General features: G+C 73.4%; 18 protein-coding genes and 1 rRNA gene. 8 read left to right on the top strand and 11 right to left on the bottom strand.

All coding sequences use genetic code 11. The features are described 5' to 3' along the window. Nucleotides 1–92, top strand: a 5S ribosomal RNA gene (gene rrf / locus ACFVHI_RS11340); the annotation flags it as partial. A 96-nt stretch (nucleotides 93–188) separates the two neighbouring features. Here rrf and ACFVHI_RS11335 read toward each other — a convergent pair. Further along, the gene (locus tag ACFVHI_RS11335) at nucleotides 189–641 is read right to left on the bottom strand and encodes a GNAT family N-acetyltransferase (protein ID WP_063349389.1); all 453 of its coding nucleotides are present in this window, start codon (nucleotides 639–641) and stop codon (nucleotides 189–191) included. A gap of 90 nt (nucleotides 642–731) precedes the next feature. Further along, nucleotides 732–1,523 carry a VOC family protein gene (locus tag ACFVHI_RS11330; RefSeq protein ID WP_380338032.1) on the bottom strand — a complete coding sequence of 264 codons (792 nt, stop codon included), beginning with the start codon at nucleotides 1,521–1,523 and terminating at the stop codon, nucleotides 732–734. A gap of 206 nt (nucleotides 1,524–1,729) precedes the next feature. On the opposite strand from ACFVHI_RS11330, the gene ACFVHI_RS11325 reads away from it, so the two are divergent. The 3 genes from ACFVHI_RS11325 (at nucleotide 1,730) to ACFVHI_RS11315 (ending at nucleotide 6,735) form a co-directional block, all read left to right on the top strand. Beyond that, on the top strand, nucleotides 1,730–3,964 hold the full coding sequence (locus ACFVHI_RS11325; RefSeq protein WP_063349391.1) for an ATP-dependent RecD-like DNA helicase: 2,235 nt from the start codon (nucleotides 1,730–1,732) through the stop codon (nucleotides 3,962–3,964). Nucleotides 3,965–4,189: 225 nt separating this feature from the next. Further along, nucleotides 4,190–5,479, top strand: coding sequence for a citrate synthase (locus ACFVHI_RS11320; RefSeq protein ID WP_063349392.1), 1,290 nt, complete (start codon nucleotides 4,190–4,192; stop codon nucleotides 5,477–5,479). Between the two features lie 536 nt (nucleotides 5,480–6,015). Then, nucleotides 6,016–6,735 carry an SDR family NAD(P)-dependent oxidoreductase gene (locus tag ACFVHI_RS11315; protein WP_063349393.1) on the top strand — a complete coding sequence of 240 codons (720 nt, stop codon included), beginning with the start codon at nucleotides 6,016–6,018 and terminating at the stop codon, nucleotides 6,733–6,735. 87 nt (nucleotides 6,736–6,822) lie between these two features. Here ACFVHI_RS11315 and ACFVHI_RS11310 read toward each other — a convergent pair whose 3' ends face one another. The 3 genes from ACFVHI_RS11310 to ACFVHI_RS11300 all read right to left on the bottom strand — a co-directional run bounded on the left by ACFVHI_RS11310 (nucleotide 6,823) and on the right by ACFVHI_RS11300 (nucleotide 10,528). Then, on the bottom strand, nucleotides 6,823–9,045 hold the full coding sequence (locus tag ACFVHI_RS11310; RefSeq protein ID WP_380338044.1) for a heavy metal translocating P-type ATPase: 2,223 nt from the start codon (nucleotides 9,043–9,045) through the stop codon (nucleotides 6,823–6,825). Between the two features lie 176 nt (nucleotides 9,046–9,221). Further along, entirely contained in the window at nucleotides 9,222–9,551 is a 330-nt protein-coding gene (locus ACFVHI_RS11305; RefSeq protein WP_380338027.1) for a heavy-metal-associated domain-containing protein, read from the bottom strand. Between the two features lie 38 nt (nucleotides 9,552–9,589). Further along, nucleotides 9,590–10,528 (bottom strand): PrsW family intramembrane metalloprotease, encoded by a 939-nt coding sequence (locus tag ACFVHI_RS11300; RefSeq protein WP_079135889.1) that lies wholly within the window; start codon nucleotides 10,526–10,528, stop codon nucleotides 9,590–9,592. 160 nt (nucleotides 10,529–10,688) lie between these two features. Here ACFVHI_RS11300 and ACFVHI_RS11295 point away from each other — a divergent pair, with 160 nt between their 5' ends. Continuing rightward, nucleotides 10,689–11,861, top strand: coding sequence for a PP2C family protein-serine/threonine phosphatase (locus tag ACFVHI_RS11295; RefSeq protein ID WP_244293462.1), 1,173 nt, complete (start codon nucleotides 10,689–10,691; stop codon nucleotides 11,859–11,861). 57 nt (nucleotides 11,862–11,918) lie between these two features. Here ACFVHI_RS11295 and dhaL read toward each other — a convergent pair whose 3' ends face one another. Continuing rightward, nucleotides 11,919–12,569 carry a dihydroxyacetone kinase subunit DhaL gene (gene dhaL, locus ACFVHI_RS11290; RefSeq protein WP_380338024.1) on the bottom strand — a complete coding sequence of 217 codons (651 nt, stop codon included), beginning with the start codon at nucleotides 12,567–12,569 and terminating at the stop codon, nucleotides 11,919–11,921. Nucleotides 12,570–12,582: 13 nt separating this feature from the next. Next, on the bottom strand, nucleotides 12,583–13,578 hold the full coding sequence (gene dhaK / locus ACFVHI_RS11285) for a dihydroxyacetone kinase subunit DhaK (RefSeq protein ID WP_363376329.1): 996 nt from the start codon (nucleotides 13,576–13,578) through the stop codon (nucleotides 12,583–12,585). Between the two features lie 157 nt (nucleotides 13,579–13,735). On the opposite strand from dhaK, the gene dhaM reads away from it, so the two are divergent. Beyond that, on the top strand, nucleotides 13,736–14,128 hold the full coding sequence (gene dhaM / locus ACFVHI_RS11280) for a dihydroxyacetone kinase phosphoryl donor subunit DhaM (protein ID WP_063349397.1): 393 nt from the start codon (nucleotides 13,736–13,738) through the stop codon (nucleotides 14,126–14,128). Nucleotides 14,129–14,162: 34 nt separating this feature from the next. Here the strand turns inward: dhaM and ACFVHI_RS11275 are convergent, their stop codons facing one another. Beyond that, nucleotides 14,163–15,878 (bottom strand): bifunctional 3'-5' exonuclease/DNA polymerase, encoded by a 1,716-nt coding sequence (locus ACFVHI_RS11275; protein ID WP_380338020.1) that lies wholly within the window; start codon nucleotides 15,876–15,878, stop codon nucleotides 14,163–14,165. Between the two features lie 155 nt (nucleotides 15,879–16,033). Here ACFVHI_RS11275 and ACFVHI_RS11270 point away from each other — a divergent pair, with 155 nt between their 5' ends. After that, the gene (locus ACFVHI_RS11270; protein ID WP_380338017.1) at nucleotides 16,034–18,058 is read left to right on the top strand and encodes a M3 family metallopeptidase; all 2,025 of its coding nucleotides are present in this window, start codon (nucleotides 16,034–16,036) and stop codon (nucleotides 18,056–18,058) included. 27 nt (nucleotides 18,059–18,085) lie between these two features. Here the strand turns inward: ACFVHI_RS11270 and ACFVHI_RS11265 are convergent, their stop codons facing one another. Both ACFVHI_RS11265 and ACFVHI_RS11260 read right to left on the bottom strand, forming a co-directional pair. After that, nucleotides 18,086–19,546 carry a cellulase family glycosylhydrolase gene (locus ACFVHI_RS11265; protein WP_380338014.1) on the bottom strand — a complete coding sequence of 487 codons (1,461 nt, stop codon included), beginning with the start codon at nucleotides 19,544–19,546 and terminating at the stop codon, nucleotides 18,086–18,088. Between the two features lie 85 nt (nucleotides 19,547–19,631). Next, nucleotides 19,632–20,264 carry a TetR family transcriptional regulator gene (locus tag ACFVHI_RS11260; RefSeq protein ID WP_380338011.1) on the bottom strand — a complete coding sequence of 211 codons (633 nt, stop codon included), beginning with the start codon at nucleotides 20,262–20,264 and terminating at the stop codon, nucleotides 19,632–19,634. 127 nt (nucleotides 20,265–20,391) lie between these two features. Here ACFVHI_RS11260 and ACFVHI_RS11255 point away from each other — a divergent pair, with 127 nt between their 5' ends. Further along, nucleotides 20,392–21,618, top strand: a complete 1,227-nt coding sequence (locus ACFVHI_RS11255) for an acyl-CoA dehydrogenase family protein (RefSeq protein ID WP_380338008.1) — start codon at nucleotides 20,392–20,394, stop codon at nucleotides 21,616–21,618. Between the two features lie 38 nt (nucleotides 21,619–21,656). On the opposite strand, the gene ACFVHI_RS11250 is transcribed toward ACFVHI_RS11255, so the two are convergent. Continuing rightward, the gene (locus ACFVHI_RS11250) at nucleotides 21,657–22,259 is read right to left on the bottom strand and encodes a hypothetical protein (RefSeq protein ID WP_063349403.1); all 603 of its coding nucleotides are present in this window, start codon (nucleotides 22,257–22,259) and stop codon (nucleotides 21,657–21,659) included. Nucleotides 22,260–22,398: the final 139 nt, after the last annotated feature.

Here is a 22,398-nt window from a genome sequence, read left to right as displayed (position 1 = left end):
CGCCCGGTTACATTCCGAACCCGGAAGCTAAGCCTTACAGCGCCGATGGTACTGCAGGGGGGACCCTGTGGGAGAGTAGGACGCCGCCGAACAATCATTCACAGAGAACCCCCATCCGGGAAACCGGATGGGGGTTCTTTGCATTTCCGGGGCTTTGGGACTTCAAGGTCTCAGAGCTGGGGAAGGCCTCAGAGCTGGAGTTTGAATCCGACGTGCGACGGGACGAAGCCGAGCTTCTCGTAGAAGCGGTGGGCGTCGGTGCGGGTCGCGTCGGAGGTGAGCTGGACGAGGTCGGCACCGAGTTCGCGGGAACGCTCGATCGCCCACTGGATCAGTTCGGTGCCGAGGCCGCTGCCCCGCTCGTCGGCGTGGATGCGGACGGCCTCGATGACGGTCCGGGTGGAGCCCTTCCGGGAGAGGCCGGGGATCACGGTCAGCTGCAGGGTGCCGACGGTCCGGCCGGCGCGCTCGGCGGCGACCAGGTGCTGGTGCGGGTCGCCGTCGACGCGGGCGAAGGCGGCACGGTACGGCGTGAGGTCGTCGGGGCTCTCGCGGGTGGCACCCAGGGCGTCGTCGGCGAGCAGGGCCACTATCGCCGGCAGGTCCTCAGCGGTGGCCCTGCGGATCGTCAGGTCAGTCATGATCAGAGGATAGGCGCGCCCTGTTTCCCGTACCCCCGCCGCCGCTGCCCGTAGAGCCCCCTCAGGCCCCTTCTCGGGGGTGATTTGCCGTCACTCCCCGGGCTTGGCACTGGTGATGACGGCGAAGACGGCACCGTGCGGGTCGTGGAACTGGGCGAGGCGGCCCACGCCGTGGACGTCCATGGCGGGGATCCGCACGGTGGCCCCGAGCTTGTCGGCGATGGCGAGGCTGGCGTCCACGTTGGGGACCTCGAAGTAGGGGAGCCAGTGCGAGGTGGTGCCGCGGGCGGTCTGTTCGGGGCCGAGCTGCATGATGCCGCCGTGGGCGTCGTCGCTGCCGGCGCCGGCGGGGGTGAGGACGGTGTAGGAGGCGCCTTCGAGCGGCACGTCTTGTTCCTGCCAGCTGAAGACGGTCCGGTAGAAGGTCTTGGCGCGTTCGGCGTCGACGCTGTAGCACTCGGCCCAGCAGAGGCTGCCCTCCTCGTTGACGACCTCCAGGCCGCGGGTGTCGTGCGGCTGCCAGACGGCGAACTCGGCGCCGGTCGGGTCGGTGTAGCCGGCCATCCGGCCCGCGGTGAAGACGTCGAAGGGGGTGAACCGGACGTGCCCGCCGGCCTGTTCGACGAGTTCGGTGGTGCGGTCGGCGTCGAGGGTGGCGAAGTACAGCGTCCAGGCGGGCAGGGAGCCCTCCTCGGCGAGCGGGCCGAGGGCGGCGACCGTCCGGCCGTCGAGCTGGAAGAAGCCGTACCCGCCGGCTTCGGGGCCGGCCGGGTCGAAGGTCCAGCCGAACAGGGCGGTGTAGAAGTCGACGGAGGCCCGGGTGTCGGGACTGCCCAGGTCGAGCCAGTCGGGGGAGCCGGGGTGGAAGGCGGTGTTGAGCATGGGCACTGCTCCTCGGACGGGGCCCGGACGGGCGCGATCGTGCCCCCCTGCCCGTCCCAGCCTGGCACCTCGGCGGGGGCGCTGCACGGCAGGGGCCCGGGGGCGCTCCTGCCGCGGGGGCGGTCGGGCGCGGGTGCGGGCTTGTCGTGGCCGGGCGGTACGGTGCGTAACGGAAGGTCCACCCGTACTGGTCGAAGGGGGTCCCGGTGGCCAGGCAGGCGCAGTCGGGGCAGGAGGCGCCGCGCCAGCTCGCGCAGGTCGAGGGCGTGCTGGAGCGGATCACGTACGCCAACGAGGACACCGGTTACACGGTGGCCCGGGTGGACACCGGCCGGGGCGGGAACGACCTGCTGACGGTGGTGGGCGCGCTGCTGGGAGCCCAGGTGGGGGAGTCGCTGCGGCTGCACGGGCGGTGGGGCTCGCATCCGCAGTACGGGCGGCAGTTCACGGTGGAGAACTACACGACGGTGCTGCCGGCGACGGTGCAGGGCATCCAGCGGTACCTGGGTTCGGGGCTGATCAAGGGGATCGGGCCGCGGTTCGCCGAGCGGATCGTGGAGCGCTTCGGGGTGGACACCCTGGAGGTGATCGAGCACGAGCCGGGCCGGCTGATCGAGGTGCCGGGGCTGGGGCCGAAGCGGACGAAGAAGATCGCGGCGGCCTGGGAGGAGCAGAAGGCCATCAAGGAGGTGATGGTCTTCCTCCAGGGGGTCGGGGTGTCGACCTCGCTCGCGGTGCGGATCTACAAGCAGTACGGGGACGCCTCGATCGGGGTGGTCAGGAACGAGCCGTACCGGCTGGCGTCGGACGTGTGGGGGATCGGCTTCCTGACGGCGGACCGGATCGCCCAGGCGGTGGGGATCCCGCACGACAGCCCGGAGCGGGTGAAGGCGGGACTGCAGTACGCGCTGTCGCAGAGCAGCGACCAGGGGCACTGCTACCTGCCGGAGGAACGGCTGATCGCGGACGGCGTGAAGCTGCTGCAGGTGGACGTGGGCCTGGTGATCGACTGCCTGGCGGAGCTGGTCGCGGCGGAGGGGGTGGTGCGGGAGTCGGTGCCGGGGGAGGCGGGCGAGGCGATCACCGCGGTGTACCTGGTGCCGTTCCACCGGGCGGAGATCTCGCTGGCCAACCAGCTGCTGCGGTTGCTGCGTTCGGATTCCGACCGGATGCCGTGGTTCGGCGGGGTGGACTGGCCGGTGGCGTTGGAGTGGCTGGCCAAGCGTACCGGGGCCGATCTCGCGCCGGAGCAGGAGCAGGCGGTGCGGCTGGCGCTGACCGAGCGGGTCGCGGTGCTGACAGGTGGTCCGGGCTGCGGCAAGTCGTTCACGGTGAAGTCGATCGTGACGCTGGCGCTGGCCAAGCGGGCGAAGGTGGTGCTGGCGGCGCCGACCGGGCGGGCGGCGAAGCGGCTGGCGGAGCTGACCGGGGCGGAGGCCTCGACGGTGCACCGGCTGCTGGAGCTGAAACCGGGCGGGGACGCCGCGTACGACCGGGACCGGCCGCTGGACGCGGATCTGGTGGTGGTGGACGAGGCCTCGATGCTGGATCTGATCCTGGCGAACAAGCTGGTCAAGGCGGTGCCGCCGGGGGCGCACCTGCTGTTCGTGGGGGACGTGGACCAGCTGCCGTCGGTGGGCGCCGGCGAGGTGCTGCGGGATCTGCTGGCGGAGGGCGGCCCGATCCCGTCGGTGCGGCTGACCAGGATCTTCCGGCAGGCCCAGCAGTCGGGGGTGGTGACGAACGCGCACCGGATCAACGAGGGGCGGCCACCGCTGACGGACGGTCTGCCGGACTTCTTCCTGTTCGCGGAGGACGACGCGGAGTTGGCGGCCGGTCTGACGGTGGACGTGGTGGCGCGGCGGATCCCGCAGCGGTTCGGCTTCGACCCGCGGCGGGACGTCCAGGTGCTGGCGCCGATGCACCGGGGTCCGGCCGGGGCGGGGAACCTGAACACGCTGCTCCAGGGGGCGGTGACGCCGGCCCGGGAGGGGCTGGCGGAGCGGCGGTTCGGCGGGCGCACGTTCCGGGTGGGGGACAAGGTCACGCAGGTGCGCAACAACTACGACAAGGGGCGCAACGGGGTCTTCAACGGCACAGTGGGAGTGGTGACCGCCCTCAGCGTGGACGACCAGCGGTTGACGGTGCTCACCGACGAGGACGAGGAGGTGCCGTACGACTTCGACGAACTGGACGAGCTGGCCCACGCGTACGCGGTCACGATCCACCGCTCACAGGGGAGCGAGTACCCAGTGGTGGTGATTCCGGTCACCATGTCCGCTTGGACGATGCTCCAGCGAAACCTGCTCTACACCGCTGTGACCAGGGCAAGGAAACTGGTGGTACTGGTGGGGTCACGGAAGGCGATCGCCCAGGCCGTGCGGACCGTCAGTGCAGGTCGACGGCATGCGGCGCTCGATCATCGACTGGCAACTGGATGATTATCCAACAGGATGGTTGCCTCTAATGTTCTCTTGACGTGAAGAGATTTACGGCAGAGCCTAGGGTGGTGCCGATCTTGTCCGGTTCGTACCGGCTGCGGCAGCAGGTTTTGTAGGGGCGGGCCCTTTCGGGCCACCCCGGGTGCGCGGCTGTCCTCCAGATGGGGGATGGTAGAGACAGTCAGGGCACCTTGGAAGAGGATTCATTTCGTCGGTGAGGAAGACGTGAGCGACAACTCGGTAGTACTGCGGTACCAGGACGGCGAGTACGAGTACCCCGTCGTCGAGAGCACTGCGGGCAACGCCGGCTTCGACATCTCGAAGCTGCTCCCGCAGACCGGCCTGGTCACCCTGGACAACGGCTTCGGTAACACCGCCGCGTACAAGTCCGCGATCACCTTCGTGGACGGTGACAACGGCATCCTGCGGTACCGCGGCTACCCGATCGAGCAGCTCGCAGGGCAGGGCGGCTTCATCGAGACCGCGTACCTCCTGATCAACGGTGAGCTGCCCAACGCGGACCAGCTGGCCGAGTTCAACCGCGAGATCACCCAGCACACCCTGCTGCACGAGGACGTCAAGCGCTTCTTCCAGGGCTTCCCGCGGGACGCCCACCCGATGGCCATGCTGTCCTCGGTGGTCGGCGCGCTCTCCACGTTCTACCCGGAGAGCCACAACCCGTTCGACGCCGGCCAGCGCCACCTGTCGACCGTCCGCCTGCTCGCCAAGCTGCCGACGATCGCCGCCTACGCGTACAAGAAGGCGATGGGCCAGCCCTTCGTCTACCCGCGCAACGACCTGAGCTACGTCGAGAACCTCCTGCGGATGACCTTCGCCGTCCCCGCCGAGGACTACGAGCTCAACCCGGTGATCGTCAACGCCCTGGACAAGCTGCTCATCCTGCACGCGGACCACGAGCAGAACTGCTCGACCTCCACCGTGCGCCTGGTCGGCTCCAGCCATGCCAACCTGTTCGCCTCGATCTCGGCGGGCATCTCGGCGCTCTGGGGCCCGCTGCACGGCGGCGCCAACCAGGCCGTGCTGGAGATGCTGGAGAGCATCCAGAAGGACGGCGGCGACGTCGACGCGTTCATCACGAAGGTGAAGAACAAGGAAGCCGGCGTCAAGCTGATGGGCTTCGGCCACCGCGTCTACAAGGCCTTCGACCCGCGCGCCGCGCAGGTCAAGCTGCTCGCGCACGAGGTCCTCGGCCAGCTCGGCAAGAACGACGAGCTGCTGAACATCGCGCTCAAGCTGGAGGAGCACGCCCTCAAGGACGACTTCTTCATCTCGCGCAAGCTCTACCCGAACGTGGACTTCTACACCGGCCTGATCTACCGCGCCATGGGCTTCCCGACCAGCATGTTCACCGTGCTGTTCGCCCTCGGCCGGCTGCCGGGCTGGATCGCCCACTGGCACGAGATGATCAACGACCCGACCAGCCGGATCGGCCGTCCGCGCCAGATCTACACCGGCGTCGAGATCCGCGACTACGTCGCCCTCGGCGACCGCTGACGCTGCACCCGGAAGGGCCCGGTCGCCACTTGGCGGCCGGGCCCTTCCGCGTCCCCGTGCGGTGGGCCCGGGTGGGTGCCCGCGCGGGGGCGGAACCGTACGGCGCACGACTCCGGGGCCGGGCCGAAGCCGGGGACGGCCGCTCAAAGCGTCCCTGACCCGCCGCAACCCCGGCGTCGTGCGCGAAGGCCGTCAAGGTCGACGACCGTCCCGGGGCCCGCCGGAGCCCCGTCGGCGGCAGTCGGTGGAAGCGCGGGGACGCATTGCCGTTCGTCGCGTCCCCGCTCATCGGAAAACTGCCGCACTACCAACCTAAGACGTATCAGGGTGCGAGAAGTTACGCCCGGGGGGTGTGAGCTGCCTCTCGCCACGCTCCGTGTGCACCTCGTGTCGAGCCCATATCACACGTTCCCGCGCGCGCGACGTCACCCTCCCCGCAGTCACGGCAACCGAGCGTGATAGGAATCGTGGCATTCCGGTACGGACCGTCCCGCACCCTCGCAGCGTGGCGGCGGAGCTGGGGAGGGAGTGCGCAGATGGCCAGGAACGTCGTTGTCACCGGCGGTGGCACGGGAATCGGGTACGAAGTCGCGCGGCGGTTCGCCGAGGCGGGCGAACGGGTCGTGATCGTGGGCCGCCGCCGCGCGGTCCTGGAGAAGGCCGCGGCGGACCTCGGGCCGAACGTCACCCCGCTGGTGTGCGATCTCGCCGACCCCGATGCCGTCGAGGCCGCGCTCGCCGAACTGCCCGAGCGGATCGACGTCCTGGTCAACAACGCCGGCAGCCGGGAGACCGTGATCGGCGCCGGGCCGCACGCCCTGCTGGCCCGCTGGCGCGGCGACTTCGAGCGCAACGTGCTGACCGTGGTGCTGCTCACCGAGTCGATCCGGGACCGGCTCACCCCCGGCGCCGGCCGGGTGGTCACCATCAGCTCGATCGCCGCCCTGCGCGGGGCCGGCTCGTTCGGCGCGGCGAAGGCCTCGCTGCACGCCTGGAACCACTTCCTGGCCGCCCAGTTGGGCACCTCCGGGATCACCGCCAACATCGTCGCGCCTGGGACGGTGGCCGGCACCGAGTTCTTCGGCCCCCGGCTGGACGAGGCCGAGGTCTCCCGCCGGGCGGCCCGCACCCTGCTGGGCCGGATCGGGGAGACCGGTGAGGTCGCGGCCGCGGTCTACTTCCTGGCCTCGCCCGAGGCCGGGTTCATCACCGGCGAGATCCTGCACTGCAACGGCGGCGAGCTGCTCGGGCGGTGACGCGGTGACGCGGTGGTGCTTTGGCGCGTTGACGCAGGGAAGGGCCCGGACCTGGCGGTCCGGGCCCTTCCGCGTCGCGCGGGCGGGTCAGGCGGGCTGGAAGCGGCGCAGTCGCAGGCTGTTGGTGACCACGAAGACCGAGGAGAAGGCCATCGCGGCGCCGGCGACCATCGGGTTGAGCAGCCCGGCGGCGGCCAGCGGGATCGCTGCCACGTTGTAGCCGAAGGCCCAGAACAGGTTGCCCTTGATGGTGCCGAGCGTGCGGCGGGAGAGCCGGATGGCGTCGGCCGCCGAGCGAAGGTCGCCGCGGACCAGGGTGAGGTCGCCGGCCTCGATCGCGGCGTCGGTGCCGGTGCCCATGGCCAGGCCCAGGTCGGCCTGGGCGAGGGCGGCCGCGTCGTTGACGCCGTCGCCGACCATCGCCACGACCTTGCCCTCGGCCTGGAGCCGCTTGACGGTGGCGACCTTGTCCTCGGGCAGCACCTCGGCGACCACGTCCGCCGGGGCGATGCCGACCTCGGCCGCGACGGCCTCGGCGACCGCCCGGTTGTCGCCGGTCAGCAGCACCGGACGCAGACCCAGCGCGCGCAACCGGGCGATCGCCTCGGCGCTGGTCGGCCTGACCGCGTCCGCGACCTCCAGGACGGCCCGGGCCTCGCCGTCCCAGCCCACCGCGATCGCGGTCCGCCCGGCCGCCTCGGCCGCGGCCTTGGCGCGGGCCAGGACGGGCGGCAGGTGCTGGGCCCGGTCGGCGAGCAGGGCCTCGCGCCCGGCGACCACCGTCCGGCCCTCGACGACGCCCTGCACGCCCCGCCCGGGGAGGTTGCGGAAGTCCTCGACCGGCGGCAGCGCGCCGGTCCGCTCCGCGGCGGCGGTGGCGATGGCGGCGGCGATCGGGTGCTCGGAGGCGTGCTCCAGGGCGCCGGCCAGGCGCAGCGCCTCGGTCTCGTCGACGCCCTCGGCGGTGTGCACGGCGAGCAGGGTCATCCGGCCGGTGGTGACGGTGCCGGTCTTGTCCAGGACGACGGTGTCCACCCGGCGGGTGGTCTCCAGTACTTCGGGGCCCTTGATCAGGATGCCCAGTTGGGCGCCGCGGCCGGTGCCGACCAGCAGCGCGGTCGGGGTGGCCAGGCCCAGGGCGCATGGGCAGGCGATGATCAGCACGGCCACGGCGGCGGTGAATGCCTCGGTGGGGCTGTCCGAGGCCAGGAGCCAGCCGACCAGGGTGGCGAGCGCGAGCAGGATGACGATCGGGACGAAGACGGCGGAGATCCGGTCGGCGAGGCGCTGGGCGGCGGCCTTGCCGTTCTGCGCGTCCTCGACCAGCCGGGCCATCCGGGACAGCTGGGTGTCCGCGCCGATCCGGGTGGCCTCGACCACCAGCCGGCCGCCCGCGTTGACGGTGGCGCCGGTGACCTGGTCGCCGACGGCGACCTCGACCGGTACGGACTCGCCGGTGAGCATCGAGGCGTCCACCGCCGATCCGCCCTCTACCACCACGCCGTCGGTGGCGATCTTCTCGCCCGGCCGCACCACGAACCGGTCGCCCACGGCCAGGCCGCCGACCGGGATCCGGACCTCGGCCCCGCCGCGCAGCACGGTGACGTCCTTGGCGCCGAGGTCGAGCAGGGCGTGCAGGGCGGCCCCGGCCCGGCGCTTGGAGCGGGCCTCCAGGTGGCGGCCGAGCAGGATCAGCACGGTGACGGCGGCGGCCGTCTCCAGGTAGAGGGTGGAGGAGGCGTCGGTGTCGCCGATCGCCAGTGAGAAGTCGTGGTGCATCCCGGGCAGGCCCGCGTGGCCCCAGAACAGTGCCCAGAACGACCAGCCGAAGGCGGCCAGGGTGCCGAGCGAGACCAGGGTGTCCATGGTCGCGGCGCCGTGCTTGAGGTTGGTCCAGGCGGCGCGGTGGAACGGCAGGCCGCCGTAGACCACGACCGGGCCGGTGAGGGCGAAGGCGAGCCACTGCCAGTTGGCGAACTGGAGGGCCGGGATCATCGACAGCATGACCACCGGGACGCTGAGGACGGCGCTGATCAGCAGCCGGTCGTACAGCGGGTCGGCGGCGGGCCGGTCGGCGGTGGCCCCGGCGTCGGGGCCGACGTGTGAGGGGGCGGCGGGGGCCGGGGCCGGGGGCGGCGGGAGTTCGGCGGTGTAGCCGGTGCGCTCGACCGTGGCGATCAGGTCCTCGACCGTCACCCCGGGGCCGTAGTCGACCCGGGCCTTCTCGGTGGCGAGGTTGACGGTGGCCTCGACGCCGTCCATCCGGTTGAGCTTCTTCTCGATCCGGGTCGCGCAGGAGGCGCAGGTCATGCCGCCGATCGACAGCTCGACCCGGTCCCGGACCCCGGGGGTGCCCTGGACGCCGGGGGCGGTGGTGACCAGTTCGCTTCGCTCGCTCATGCGGATCGGCTCCTCGGCAGCTCCTCGGTGGGGGTGTACGGCGGGGTCCGCTGCCCGGGCCCCGCCGTACGGGCGTCCAGGGAGGCCTAGGCGCTGCGGCCGACCAGTTCGTAGCCGGCCTCGTCGACGGCGCTGCGGACCTGCTCGTCGTCCAGCGGGGCGAGGGAGGAGACCGTCACGGTGCCGGCCTTGGAGTCGGCGGCGACCTCGGTGACGCCGGTGAGGGCGGAGAGCTCCTCGCTGATCGCCTTCTCGCAGTGGCCGCAGCTCATGCCGGTCACGGTGTAGGTGGTGGTGCTGGACATCCGGGCCTCCGGGAGGTGTGGCGCCCCGGGCGTCGGCCCGGGCTCTACTCTGACAACACCATACCCCTCAGGGGTATTTCCGGGAGGGGTGGGTGAAGTGGCGCGCGTCACGGACGCGTGCGCCGGTCGAGCGTATGCGCCGGACCGCCTCAGGCCGGGGAGGCCGGGAGCTGGGCCGGGATCGGCGCGCGCTCGCGCCGGATCAGCAGCCGCAGCCAGAGCAGCCCGCCCAAGGAGACCACGAGCAGTCCGGCCGTGTCGTAGAGGGTGTACAGGTGTACCTGCTCGCTGGTGGGGTCGGGCATGTGGCCGAGCCCGAACAGGGCGCGCTGCCAGGAGCTCGCGGTGGTCTTGGCGACCAGCCAGACGGCGATGCCGCTCGTGCTGTCCCAGAGCGCGTGCAGCAGCGATACGCCCAGGTAGGTGACGGCGACCGGGGTGGTGAAGCGGAACCGCCCGCCGCGGCGCTCGCTGAACAGCACCCCGCCGACGATCGCCGTCCACAGGATGTGGCCGACCGGCGCGAGCACCCCGCGCAGGATCTCCGTCTCGACCAGGTCCTCGAGCGAAAGCCCCTGGATGCTCAGCACGGCGTTGAACGCGTACCCGGCGCTCTCGAACGCGGCGAACCCCGCGCCGACGGTGGCGCCGAGCACCAGCCCGTGCCGCAGCCCGCTGACCCGCAGTCGGCGGCTCACCATGACCAAGGCTGCCAGCTTGGCCGCCTCCTCGATCAGTCCGACGGCGACGTACATCGAGGCCGAGGGGGAGACCAGGTAGCTCTCCAGCACCGAGGCGCCCAGGACGCCGATGATGCCGCCGACGCCGAAGCAGGCGAAGATCCGGTCCGGGCCGAGGTCGCCGGCGTAGCGCTCGTAGGCCCAGATCACCACGGTGGCCGGGACCAGGAAGCTGCCGAGCAGCACGATCGTCGGGACGAGGTTGCTGTTCCCGGTGAGGAACGTGACGACGACGGTGGCGCCCCAGAGCAGCAGGCCGACGGCGAAGACCCTCAGCCAGTGGTCGGACGTGGCCGTCGTGCGGGCCGGGGCGTCGGAGATGCGGGGGGTGTTGCGGTAGCCGGACACCGGTCAGGGCCTCCTCGGGGTAGCCGCTTTGGTCGAACTGTATGACAAATGGGGCATTTAGGGGCGATCGGGACGCCCGTGCGGCGGGGCGGCGATCGCGGCAGACGGAAACGCGGTAGGCGGGCGGGTGGGTGCCGCGAACGTCCCTTATGTTCGGTATGTGTTCCCGACCCGCCGTGCCCAGTCCCCCTCGGCCCCCAGCGCCGCCGGGCTGCCGCCGGACCGGCGGCGCGGCGCCCTGCTGGCCGCCGACCTCCAGGACGTGCCGTTCTGGCGGCGGGCCAGCCCGGCGCTGCTCGCCGTGCTCCTGGTCGCACTCGCTGACCTCCTCTCCGGCAAGGACCGCTACCTGGCACCGCTGATGACCGTCGTCCCGGCCGCCGCCGCGCTCACCCTCAGACCGGGCGAACTGCTCGCCGTCTGCGCGCTCGGCCTGCTCGCGGTCTTCGGGCTCAGCCACTACGACGAGGTCGACAACATCAACGACGCGCGCTTCCTTTACGGTGCGATGGTCAGCTATGCCGTGTTGACGCTCTTCTCCGCCTGGGTCGCCAAGATCCGGATGCGGCGCGCGGCGGCCTTCGCGGCCGTCAGCTCCGTCGCCGAGGCCGCCCAGCGGGCCCTGCTGCGGCTGCCCGGGCCGGCCGTCGGGCCGCTGCGGCTGGCCGTCCGGTACGTGTCGGCGGCCGACGCCTCACGGATCGGCGGAGACCTGTACTCGGTGCTGGAGACGCCGCACGGCACCCGGGTCGCGGTCGGGGACGTCCGGGGCAAGGGTCTCTCCGCCGTGCAGACCGCGGCCGTGGTGCTCGGCGCGTTCCGGGAGGCCGCGTACGACGAGGCCGGGCTGCGGGGCGTCGCGGCGCGGATCGAGGCCAGCGTCGAGCGGCACGTCCCGGACGGGGAGTTCACCACCGCGCTGTTCGCGGAGTTCCGCACGCCCGGGGTGATGGAACTGCTGCAGTACGGGCACGTCCCGCCGATCCGGGTCGACGGCGACGGGCGGGCGCACGTGCTGGACGCCCCCGACCCCTGGGTGCCGCTCGGCCTCGGACGGCTGGCGACGGGCGAACCGGCCAGCTGGGACCAGCCGTTCGGGGCGGAGGACGTGCTGGTGCTCTGCACGGACGGGGTGGTCGAGGCGCGGCACCGCAAGAGCGGGGAGTTCTACCCGCTGGCGGAGCGGGTCGGGCCGCTGGTGCGGGGCGCCACGCGGTCGGAGGGGGATCTGGAGGCGGCGGTGGGGCGGGTGTACGCGGACCTGCTCGCGCACACGGGCGGGGAACTGCGGGACGACGCCCTGCTGTTGCTGATCGCCAGGACGGACGGCTGACGGCCGGCCTCCTCCCCCTCCTCCTCGCGCGGGCGTCCGCGCGAGGAGGAGGGTGCCTCAGGACGCGGTGACGTCGGCGAGGGCGCGGAAGAGGAGGGCGGTGGAGGTGGCGCCAGGGTCCTGGTGCCCGATGCTGCGCTCGCCGAGGTAGGAGGCGCGGCCCTTGCGGGCCTGGAGGGGGACGGTGTCGCGGGCGCCCTGGTCGGCGGCCTCGGCGGCGGCGGCCGCCGCCTCGGGGAGGGTGGCCCCGGCGCCGGCCGCGGCACGGAAGGCGGCGACGGCCGGGGTGTAGGCGTCGACGATGGTCTTGTCCCCGGGCACGGCCTTGCCGAGGGTGCGGACGGCGTCCAGCCCGGCCGCCAGTGCCTCGGCGACGGCGGCCGGGCCGGCCGGGTTGGTGGGGTCGGCCAGGGCGGGATCGGGCAGGGCGGCGCCGATGGCGCGGAAGGCCTTGCCGTAGAGCGGGCCGGAGGCGCCGCCGACCTTGGAGATCAGCGTGCTGCCCACCTTGGTGAGCACCGCCCCCGGGCCGGCCGGCCGGAGGCCGTCGAGGGCGGCCAGGGCGGCGGAGAAGCCGCGCCGGAGGTTGCTGCCGTGGTCGCCGTCGCCGATCGCCGAGTCCAGCTCGGTGAGCCGGCCCTGCTCCTTCTCGACGGCCGCGGCGATCGCGCGGACCCAGGCCTCGGCGAGGGGGGTGTCGAAGTCCATGACGTCTCCCGGCTCAGGCCCGCTTGAGGGCGGGGGTGTCGACGGGCGCGTCCCACAGCTCCAGCAGCTGCGGGTCGGCCTTGGTGAGGGTGAGCGAGAAGCCCGCCATGTCCAGACTGGTGACGTAGTTGCCGACCAGGCTGCGGGCCACCGTGATGCCGCGCTCGGCGAGCCGGGCGGCGACCTCGCCGTAGGCGATGTACAGCTCCAGCAGGGGGGTCGCGCCGAGGCCGTTGAGCAGGGCGATCACCTCGTCGCCCGGGGCCAGGTGGTGGTCGGCGAGGATGGTGTCGACCACCTCGGCGGCCAGCGCGCGGGCCGGGCGTAGCTTCTCGCGGCGACGGCCGGGCTCGCCGTGGATGCCGACGCCGACCTCGATCTCGTCCTCGGGCAGGTCGAAGCCGGGCTTGCCGGCGGCCGGGGTGGTGGCAGCGGTGAGTGCGATGGCGAAGGAGCGGGAGGCGGCGTTGACCCGCTCGCCCAGGGCGGCCACCTCGTCGAGCGGGGCGCCGCGTTCGGCCAGTGCCCCGGTGGCCTTCTCGACCAGGACGGTCGCCCCGGTGCCGCGGCGGCCGGCCGTCCAGGTGGAGTCCTCGACCGCGACGTCGTCATCGACCAGGACGGTGCGGACCGTCAGGCCCTCCTCGGCGGCGAGTTCGGCGGCGAGCTCGAAGTTCATCACGTCGCCGGTGTAGTTCTTCACGATGAAGACGACGCCGGCGCCGCTCTCCACGGCCTTGGCGGCGGCCAGCATCTGGTCCGGTACCGGGGAGGTGAAGACCTCGCCGGGGCAGGCGGCGTCCAGCATGCCGGGGCCGACGAAGCCGCCGTGCAGCGGCTCGTGGCCGGAGCCGCCGCCGGAGATCACCGCGACCTTGGGCCCGGCCGGGCGGGCGGCCCGGGTGATCACCCGGTTGGGGATGTCCACCGTCAGCTCGGGGTGGGCGGCGGCGACTCCGGCCAACGCGTCCTCCAGGACGCTCTCCGGGGTGTTGATCAGCTTCTTCAACGCTCTTCGCTCCCTTGTGCGGGTCGTCGGCCGTGGACGCTGCTGCCCCGACGCTACGCCAGACGGGGGTGGTGGGCACGGGGTGCGACACGCGGGATTCGCGTCACTCTCCCGGAGTAGCGGCGTCGGCCACGAGGTCGGTCGTAGGGTCGGGCGCATGAGCGAACACGTGGGTATCGTCCTGGTCTCGCACAGCGCCCGACTGGCCGCCGGGCTGCGCGAGCTGCTCGCCGAACTCGCCCCGGGCGGCGTGCGGGTGGTGTGCGCGGCGGGTACGGAGGACGGCGGGCTCGGCACCAGCTACGACCTGATCGCGCGGGCCGTCGCCGAGGCGGACGGCGGGGCGGGCGTGGTCGTGCTGCCGGATCTCGGCAGTTCGGTGCTCACCGCCGTCACGGTGCTGGAGGACGAGCCGCGCCCGGGCGTGCGGCTGGTGGACGCGCCGTTCGTGGAGGGCGCGGTGGCGGCCGCCGTCACCGCCTCGACCGGGGCGGCGCTGGCGGAGGTGGTCGCGGCGGCCGAGGAGGCCCGCTCGTTCCGGAAGCTGTGAAGCCGCGGGGCCGGAGACCGGGAAGAGGGGGCGGCTACTTGGCGTCGGCGTAGCAGTCCACCACCGCCGTCGTGAGCGGGAAGCGGACCGGGGTGTCGCCGAACACCAGACGGCGGGCCTCGTCGGCCGCCTCGGCGACCGCGGCGGCCACCTCGTCGGCGAGGTTGGCCGGGGTGTGCACGATCACCTCGTCGTGCTGGAAGAACACCAGGTGCGGGCGTTCCGCCGGGCCGGCCACCGGCAGCTCGCCCAGCCGGCGGCGCAGGGCGGCGAGCAGGGCGAGTGCCCAGTCGGCGGCGCTGGCCTGGATGACGAAGTTGCGGGTGAAGCGGCCGCGGGCGCGGGCCTGCCGGCCGCCGGCCTCGCCGGCCGTGTCGGGGGCCTCGGTGAGGTCGAGGAACTCGGCGGAGGCGGGCGGGCAGACCCGGCCCAGCCGGGAGGCGACCACCCCGCCGTCCTCGCCGGTGCGGGCGGCGGCCTCGACGTAGCCCATCGCGGCGGGGTAGCGGTGGCGCAGGGTGTTCAGCAGCGGGCCGATGTCGCCGCTGGTCTGCCCGTACATGGCGCCGAGCAGGCCGAGCTTGGCCTTGTCGCGGTCGCCCTGGAAGGCGTTGGCGGCCAGCGCCTCGTACAGGTCGCCGCCGGCGGCGGTGCGGGCCAGCCCGGCGTCCTGGGAGAGGGCGGCGAGCACCCGGGGCTCCAGCTGGGCGGCGTCGGCGACGACCAGCAGCCAGCCCGGGTCGGCGACGACGGCGCGGCGCAGGATGCGCGGGATCTGCAGCGCGCCGCCGCCGCGGCTGGCCCAGCGTCCGGAGACCACGCCGCCGACCACGTACTCGGGCCGGAACCGGCCGCCGCGGGCCCAGGCGTCCTGCCAGGCCCAGCCGTGCGCGGCGTGGATCCGGGACAGCTCCTTGTAGCGGATCAGCAGCGCGGCGGCCGGGTGGGCGACGCCCTTGAGCTCCCAGGAGCGGGTGGAGCCGAGCTGGATGCCGTTCTCGGCGAAGGCGCGCAGCACCTGGGTGTGCGAGTCGGGGTTGAACGGGCGCCCGCCGAGGGCCTGTTGGAGTTCGACGGAGAGGTCGGCGAGCAGTCTCGGCTGGGCGCCGGGGACGGTCGGGCGGGGGCCGAGGAGTTCGGTGAGCAGCTGGTCGTGGACGTCGGCGCGCCAGGGCAGCCCGTCGTGCGCCATCTCGGCGGCGACCAGTGCGCCGGCGGACTCGGCGGCGACCAGCAGCCGGAACCGGTGCCGGGCGGCCGGGTCGGCGATCGCGGCGAGCCGGCGCTGCTGCTCGGCGTGGACGGCGACGACGGCGGTCAGCGGGTCGGCGCCGGGCGGCAGTTGCAGCCGGTCGGGCGCGAACAGGGTGTCCTGCCCGTCGTCGGCCTCGGCGGAGCCGGGCTCGGGCAGGTCGTCCGGGACGGGCAGGCCGCGCAGCCGGGACCAGGCGGCGCCGAGCGAGCGCGGCGCGCCGAACCGGCCCTCGTGCGCCAGCAGCAGGGCCTCGACCAGGCGCAGGTCGTGGCAGCGGGCGAGCCGGTCGGGCAGCCGGGGCAGCAGCGGCGCGTAGGCGCTGTCGGTGGCGGCCCACACCCAACGGGAGTGCTCGGCGGCCTCCCGGGCGGCGACGGCGGCGGCGAGGTCGGGGACCTTCTCGGGCGGGCCGAGCGGGGTGCCGGCGTCGTCGAGCGGCTGGAGCCGGCCGCCGGGGCCGTGCGGGTCGGGGGCGAGGGCCGTCCTGGGTGCCACGGGGGCGTCTCCTCTCCGGCGCGCTGTTCTGGCGTGCGGGTACGGGCACGGGTGTGCGGTCGTTCGGGTGTCCGGGCTCGACGTTAACGGGTGGGTACGACAACGGGGGCGGGGGCGCATAGGCAGGGTGGGTGACACGGCGTATGGTCGGCGAAATGACCGAGAACCCGTTCTTCAAGCCCAGCCCCCTGGTCTACGAACTGCCGCCCTTCGCCGAGATCCGGCCGGAGCACTTCCTGCCCGCGTACGAGCGCGGGATGGCGGAGCAGCTGGCCGAGATCGCGGCGATCACCGCGGATCCGCGGCCGCCGACGCCGGACAACACCCTGGTCGCCCTGGAGCGTTCCGGGGAGTTGCTGCGCCGGGTGGACGCGGTGTTCCGCAACCAGTCGTCCTCGGACACCAGCGAGCCGGTCGACGAGGTGGAGACCGCGGTGAGCCCGCTGCTGGCCGCGCACCACGACGCGATCCACCTGGACCGCGCCCTGTTCGCCCGGATCGAGGAGCTGTACGGGCGCCGCGCCGACCTGGGTCTGGACCCGGAGTCGCTGCGGCTGCTGGAGACCCGGCACACCCGTTTCGTCCGCTCCGGCGCCCGGCTGGGCGAGGCGGAGCAGGCCCGGCTGCGCGAGCTGAACGCCGAACTCGCGGGGCTCGGCACGACGTTCCAGCAGAACGTGAACGCCGCCAGCAAGGCCGCCGCGCTGGTCGTGGACGCGGCCGAGGAGCTGGACGGGCTGTCCGCGGACGAGGTCGCCGCCGCTGCGGAGAACGCCCGGGTGCTCGGGCAGGAGGGCCGGTTCGTGCTCTCCCTGAAGAGCACCTCCGGCCAGCCCGAACTGGCCCGGCTGACCGACCGGTCGGTGCGCGAGCGGCTGCTGGCGGCCTCGCTCGACCGGGGCCTGGCGGTCAACGGCCCGCTGGCGATCCGGATGGCCGGGCTGCGCGCCGAGCGGGCCGCGCTGCTGGGGCACCCGAGCCACGCCGCGTACGTGGTGGAGGACGAGACCGCGGGCACGGTGGAGGCGGTGTCCGGACTGCTGGCCCGGCTGGTGGGTCCGGCGGTGGCCAACGCCGGCCGGGAGGCCGCCGAGCTGGCCAAGCTGGCGGCGGCGGACGGGATCGAGGAGATCGCCGCGCACGACTGGGCGTACTACTCGGAGAAGGTCCGGCAGAGCTCCTACCAGGTGGACGCGGCGGTGCTGCGCCCGTACTTCGAGCTGGAGCGGGTGCTCCGGGACGGCGTGTTCTTCGCCGCGGGGCTGGCGTACGGGCTGACCTTCACCGAGCGGCCGGACCTGACGGCCCACCACCCGGACGCGCGGGTCTTCGAGGTGTTCGAGGAGGACGGCGGTTCGCTGGGCCTGTTCATCGGTGACTTCCACGCCCGGGCGTCCAAGCGCGGCGGTGCCTGGATGGACGAGCTGGTGAGCCAGGCGGGGCTGACCGGCCGGCGGCCGGTGGTGATCAACAACCTGAACATCGCCCGCCCGGCGCCGGGCGAGCCGGTGCTGCTGGCCTGGGACGAGGTGCGCACGCTCTTCCACGAGTTCGGGCACGCGCTGCACGGGCTGTTCTCGGACGTGCGGTACCCGCTGTTCGCGGGCACCTCGGTGCCCCGGGACTTCGTCGAGTTCCCCTCGCAGGTCAACGAGATGTGGATGGTCCGGCCGGAGGTGCTGGCCAACTACGCGCGCCACCACGTGACCGGGGAGCCGCTGCCGGCCGAGCTGGTCGAGCGGATGGTGGCGGCCGAGGGCTTCGGGGAGGGCTTCAGGACGGTGGAGTACCTCGCGGCGACGCTGCTGGACTGGGCCTGGCACACCGTGCCGCAGGGCCGGGAGATCGCGGACGCCGAGGAGTTCGAGGCACGGGCGCTGGCGGAGGCCGGGATCGCGGTGCCGGCGATCCCGCCGCGCTACCGGACGGCGTACTTCCAGCACGTCTTCGCCAGCGGCTACAGCGCCGGGTACTACGCGTACATCTGGTCGGAGGTGCTGGACGCCGACACCGTGCAGTGGTTCGAGGGCAACGGGCGTGCGGTGCGGGAGAGCGGCGAGCTGTTCCGGCGCGAGCTGCTGTCACGCGGCTACGGCCGGGACCCGCTGGAGTCCTTCCGTGCGGTGGTCGGCCGGGCGCCGGAGACCGGGCCGCTGTTGGCGCGGCGGGGCCTGGTCTAGCCGTTTCCCGGGCGGCCCCGGTGGCGGTCAGCGCGGTGTGACCGTGACCGTCACCGGGGTGCCCGGGCGGGCGTGCGGGAGGCGGATCCGGACGGTTCCGGCCCGCCCGCCGGCCGGCTGCTCGACGTCGACGCGGGCGGCGGCGGGGGTGACGGTGACGTCGGCGCCGTGCGGGAACGCCGCCGGGGGCAGGACGAGTTCGCTGCCGTGCCGGGTGCCGTCGGCGCTCCAGTGGACGGTGGTGGCGCCGGTGCGCACGTCCGTTCCGGCGACGGCCGCCGGGTACGGGCCGAAGGCGGGTTCGTCGCCGGGGGCGGGGCGCCCGGCCGGGTCGAGCGCGCAGTAGCCGCCGGTGCCGCGGCACCAGTACCACATGGTCCAGCCCTCGGCGAAGCCGTCCATCGCGGCGACCTGTCGGCGGACCAGCAGGGTGTTGCCCGGCCTGCGGGAGTCGGGCGGGCCCCATTCGCCGACCAGGACGGGCAGGCGGTGGGCGGCGGGGTAGGCGGTGATCGCGGCGGTGTAGCGCTCGACGAAGCCGTCGGCCGGGTCCCAGTCGGCGCCGTTCTCGACCGCGGTGTCGTAGAAGTGCGGTGCGTAGCCGAGCCGGGGCGGGCCGGGGCGAGGGTCGTCGAAGCCGGGCAGCCGGGTGGGCACGCCCTGGCCGACCAGGACGGTGGGTTCGACGAACAGCCAGGCGCGGGAGTCGACCCGGCGTACGGCGGCGATCAGGCGGCGGTACATGTCGGCGAGCCGGCCCTGTTCGAGGGCGGCGGAGGCGGCGGCGAGGACGGCCGGGTCGGTCGGGTCGCCGTCCACCGGGCCGAACGGCTCGTTGAACAGGTCGTAGCCCAGCAGCGAGCGGTGGCCGCGCAGTTCGAGGGCGAGCCGGGTGTAGAAGTCGGCCTGCCAGGCGCGCAGGTCGGGGTCGTCGTAGAGGTGGCGGAAGGCGGCCTGGACGGCGGGCTGGAAGTACCCGGCGAACCAGTCGTTCGGGTCGGGGGTGAACGGCAGGCCGTCGTCCCGGGTGGCCCAGGGCGGGATGCCGCGGTCGCCGCCGCCGAACGCCGGCCCGTAGACGTCCTGGTGCAGGTCGATCAGGGCGAGCAGGCCGTACCGGTCGGCCCAGCCGAGGAGTTGGCGCAGCCGGTGCAGTTCGGTCGGGTCGAGGCGGCCGCGGACGGGCTCCAGCCTGTTCCAGGAGACCGCCACCCGGATCAGGGTGAAGCCCTGCGCGGCCAGGGACTTGAGGTCGGCCTCGGTGGTCTCGGCGTACTTGTCGAGGTTGAAGCCGCGCAGGTGGAGGCGGCGGCCCTGGGCGTCGGTGAAGGCGGTGCGGCCGTCGGGGCCGGTGGCCGTTGCGGCGGGGAACCGCGCGGGCGGGCCGCCGTGGGCGCCGTCGTGCGCGGCGGCGGGGGTGGCGGGGGCCGCGGTGAGGGCCGTGGTGGCGGAGAGCAGCAGGGCGGCGGCGGTGCGGCGCAGGCGCATCGGGACCTCGTACGGCGCGGGGGTGGGGGCCCGATGATGCCTGCGGTGCCGGGTGTCGCACAAGGGCCTTGCGCGGAAGGGGAGTTCAGTCGGCGTCCGGGGCCGGGGCCGGGGTCGGGGCCGGGGTGGCGGGGGTGGGCAGGTCCGCGGCGGCGGCCAGGCGGCCCCAGAGCAGGTCGGCGAGCGCCTGCACCATGCGGGTGCGTGAGCAGGGTCTGGTCTCCAGCCACCAGTCGCCGGCTGCCAGCACCATGCCGGTGATGCCCCGGCCCCAGGCCTCGGCGAGCAGCTCACGGTCGGCGCCGAGGTCGACCTGGCTCTGCACGGCCCGGGTGATCTCCGCGGCGATCTGCCGCAGTGCGGGGGCGAGTGCGGTGCCGGGGCCGCTCGGGTCGCCCGGTTCGGGGTGGGTGAGCAGCCGGTAGACCTGCGGGCGGGCCTCGATCCCGGCCAGGTAGGTGTCCAGGACGTGTTCGACCCGGTCGCGGCGCTCCAGTGGTTCGGCGAGGGCGGCCCGGACGGCGGCCAGCAGGCCGCTGGTGTGGCGCTCGGTGAGGGCTGTGATCAGGCCGTTCCGGTCGCCGAAGTGGCGGTAGAGGATCGGTTTGGTGATGCCGGCCTCGGCGGCGATGGCGTTCATGCTGGCGGTCGGGCCGTTCCGCTGGATGACCCGGTCGGCGGCGTTGAGCAGCTGCTCGCGGCGGGGCTCTCGGGACATGTGCTGCTCCTTGGATTCGGGGTCTGACTGGGCGTTGACACCGGTTACCAATCAGTAGCAGACTCCGACGATGTTACCCGAGGTAACCCCCCTGGTCGGCCGTACCCCTTCTTCGGAGGCAAGCACCATGAGCAGCACGTTCTCGCTGGACCCGGGCGCGGACCAGCTCGCCGTACGCGACTGGCTGCACGGCTTCGCCGCCGACGTCGTCCGCCCCGCCGCGGCCGAGTGGGACGAGCGCGAGGAGACCCCCTGGCCGATCATCCAGGAGGCCGCCAAGCTGGGCATCTACTCGCTGGACTTCTACGCCCAGCAGTACTTCGACCCCTCCGGCGTCGGCATCCCGATCGCCATGGAGGAGCTGTTCTGGGGCGACGCGGGCATCGGGCTGTCCATCGTCGGCACCACGCTGGCCGCCGTCGCGGTGCTCGCCAACGGCACCGACGAGCAGATCGGCACCTGGACCCCGCAGATGTTCGGCACCCCGGACGACCTCAAGGTGGCCGCGTTCTGCTCCTCCGAGCCCGACGCCGGCTCCGACGTCTCCGCGCTGCGCACCCGGGCGGTGTACGACGGGGCCAAGGACGAGTGGGTGCTCAACGGCACCAAGACCTGGGCCACCAACGGCGGGATCGCCGCCGTCCACGTCGTCGTCGCCACCGTCGACCCGGAGCTCGGGGCGAAGGGCCAGGCCTCCTTCATCGTCCCGCCGGGCACCCCCGGGCTGAGCCAGGGCCAGAAGTTCAAGAAGCACGGCATCCGCGCCTCGCACACCGCCGAGGTGGTGCTGGACGACGTCCGGGTGCCCGGCAGCTGCCTGCTCGGCGGCAAGGAGAAGCTGGACGAGCGGCTGGCCCGGGCCCGTGAAGGGGTCAAGCGCCCGGGGGGCAGGGGCAACGCGGCGATGGCCACCTTCGAGGCCTCCCGGCCGGCCGTCGGCGCGCAGGCGATCGGCATCGCCCGGGCCGCGTACGAGGTGGCGCTGGACTACGCGAGGACCCGCGAGCAGTTCGGCCGCCCGATCATCGACAACCAGGGCGTGGCCTTCCAGCTCGCCGACATGAAGACCCGGATCGACGCCTCCCGCCTGCTGGTGTGGCGGGCCTCCTGGATGGCGGCCAACAACCAGCCGTTCACCGCGGCCGAGGGCTCGATGTCCAAGCTGTACGCGGGCGAGACGGCCAAGTGGGTCACCGCGCAGGCGATGCAGATCCTCGGCGGCAACGGCTTCACCCGGGAGTACCCGGTGGAGCGGATGCACCGGGACAGCGCGATCTACTCGATCTTCGAGGGGACCAGCGAGATCCAGCGGCTGGTGATCGCGCGGGCGATCTCGGGGATGCCGATCCGCTGAGCCCGGCTACCGGGCTGTTGGGCCGTCGGCCCGCCGGGCTACCGGGCCGCCCAGAAGGCGAGTCCGGCGGTGAGCGCGCCCACCGCCGCGCCGACGATGGTCTGCGCGGTGGTGTGGTCCCGCAGCACCACCCGGGACCAGCCGATCGCCGCGACCAGCGGGGCGAGCAGCAGCCACAGCGGGCCGAGCGCGATCCCGAGGCAGACCACCGCGCCGGCGGCCACGGCGGTGTGCACGGAGACCTTCCACCAGACGGTGATCACCAGGATCGGGACCAGCGAGGCGAACATCGCCAGCACCATCGCGGTCAGGTCGGCCGGGGCGTCCAGCCAGAGCATCACGGCGAAGCTGGTCGCGACCGAGCCCATGATGAACGGGATGACGGTCAGCCGGCGCTGCCGGTGGCCGACGTGGCGGTCCTCCAGGGTGCCCTTGCGGATGCCGCGCTGGATGAACATGGTCGGGATGACGGCCGCGAACAGGGCCGCGAAGGCCGCCCAGCCGAGGCCCGTCCAGCCGTAGCGGATGACGCCCATCAGGGGGAGCATCGCGATGATGACGTTCTTCGGCTCGACGCCGTCGGTGACCCGGCGGGCCCAGATCGTCCGGCTGGTGGGGGCGGTCGTGGCCTCGGTCGTCATCGGGGTGTGTGCTCCGGGTGCGCAAAGGGGTCGGCGTGAAAGGTCGGCGCGACGGGGGCGTCGGGGCGCGGGCGTCGGGACGGCCCGGCGCCGATCGGATGATCGTACGCGAGCCCGTCCGCGCGGCCGGTGCCCGGAC

Origin of the sequence: Kitasatospora sp. NPDC127121, assembly GCF_042677305.1 — a bacterium.
Classification (GTDB): domain Bacteria; phylum Actinomycetota; class Actinomycetes; order Streptomycetales; family Streptomycetaceae; genus Kitasatospora.
The sequence above is the reverse complement of the archived record's forward strand: the minus strand, read 5'-3'. Positions and strand labels throughout refer to the sequence as shown.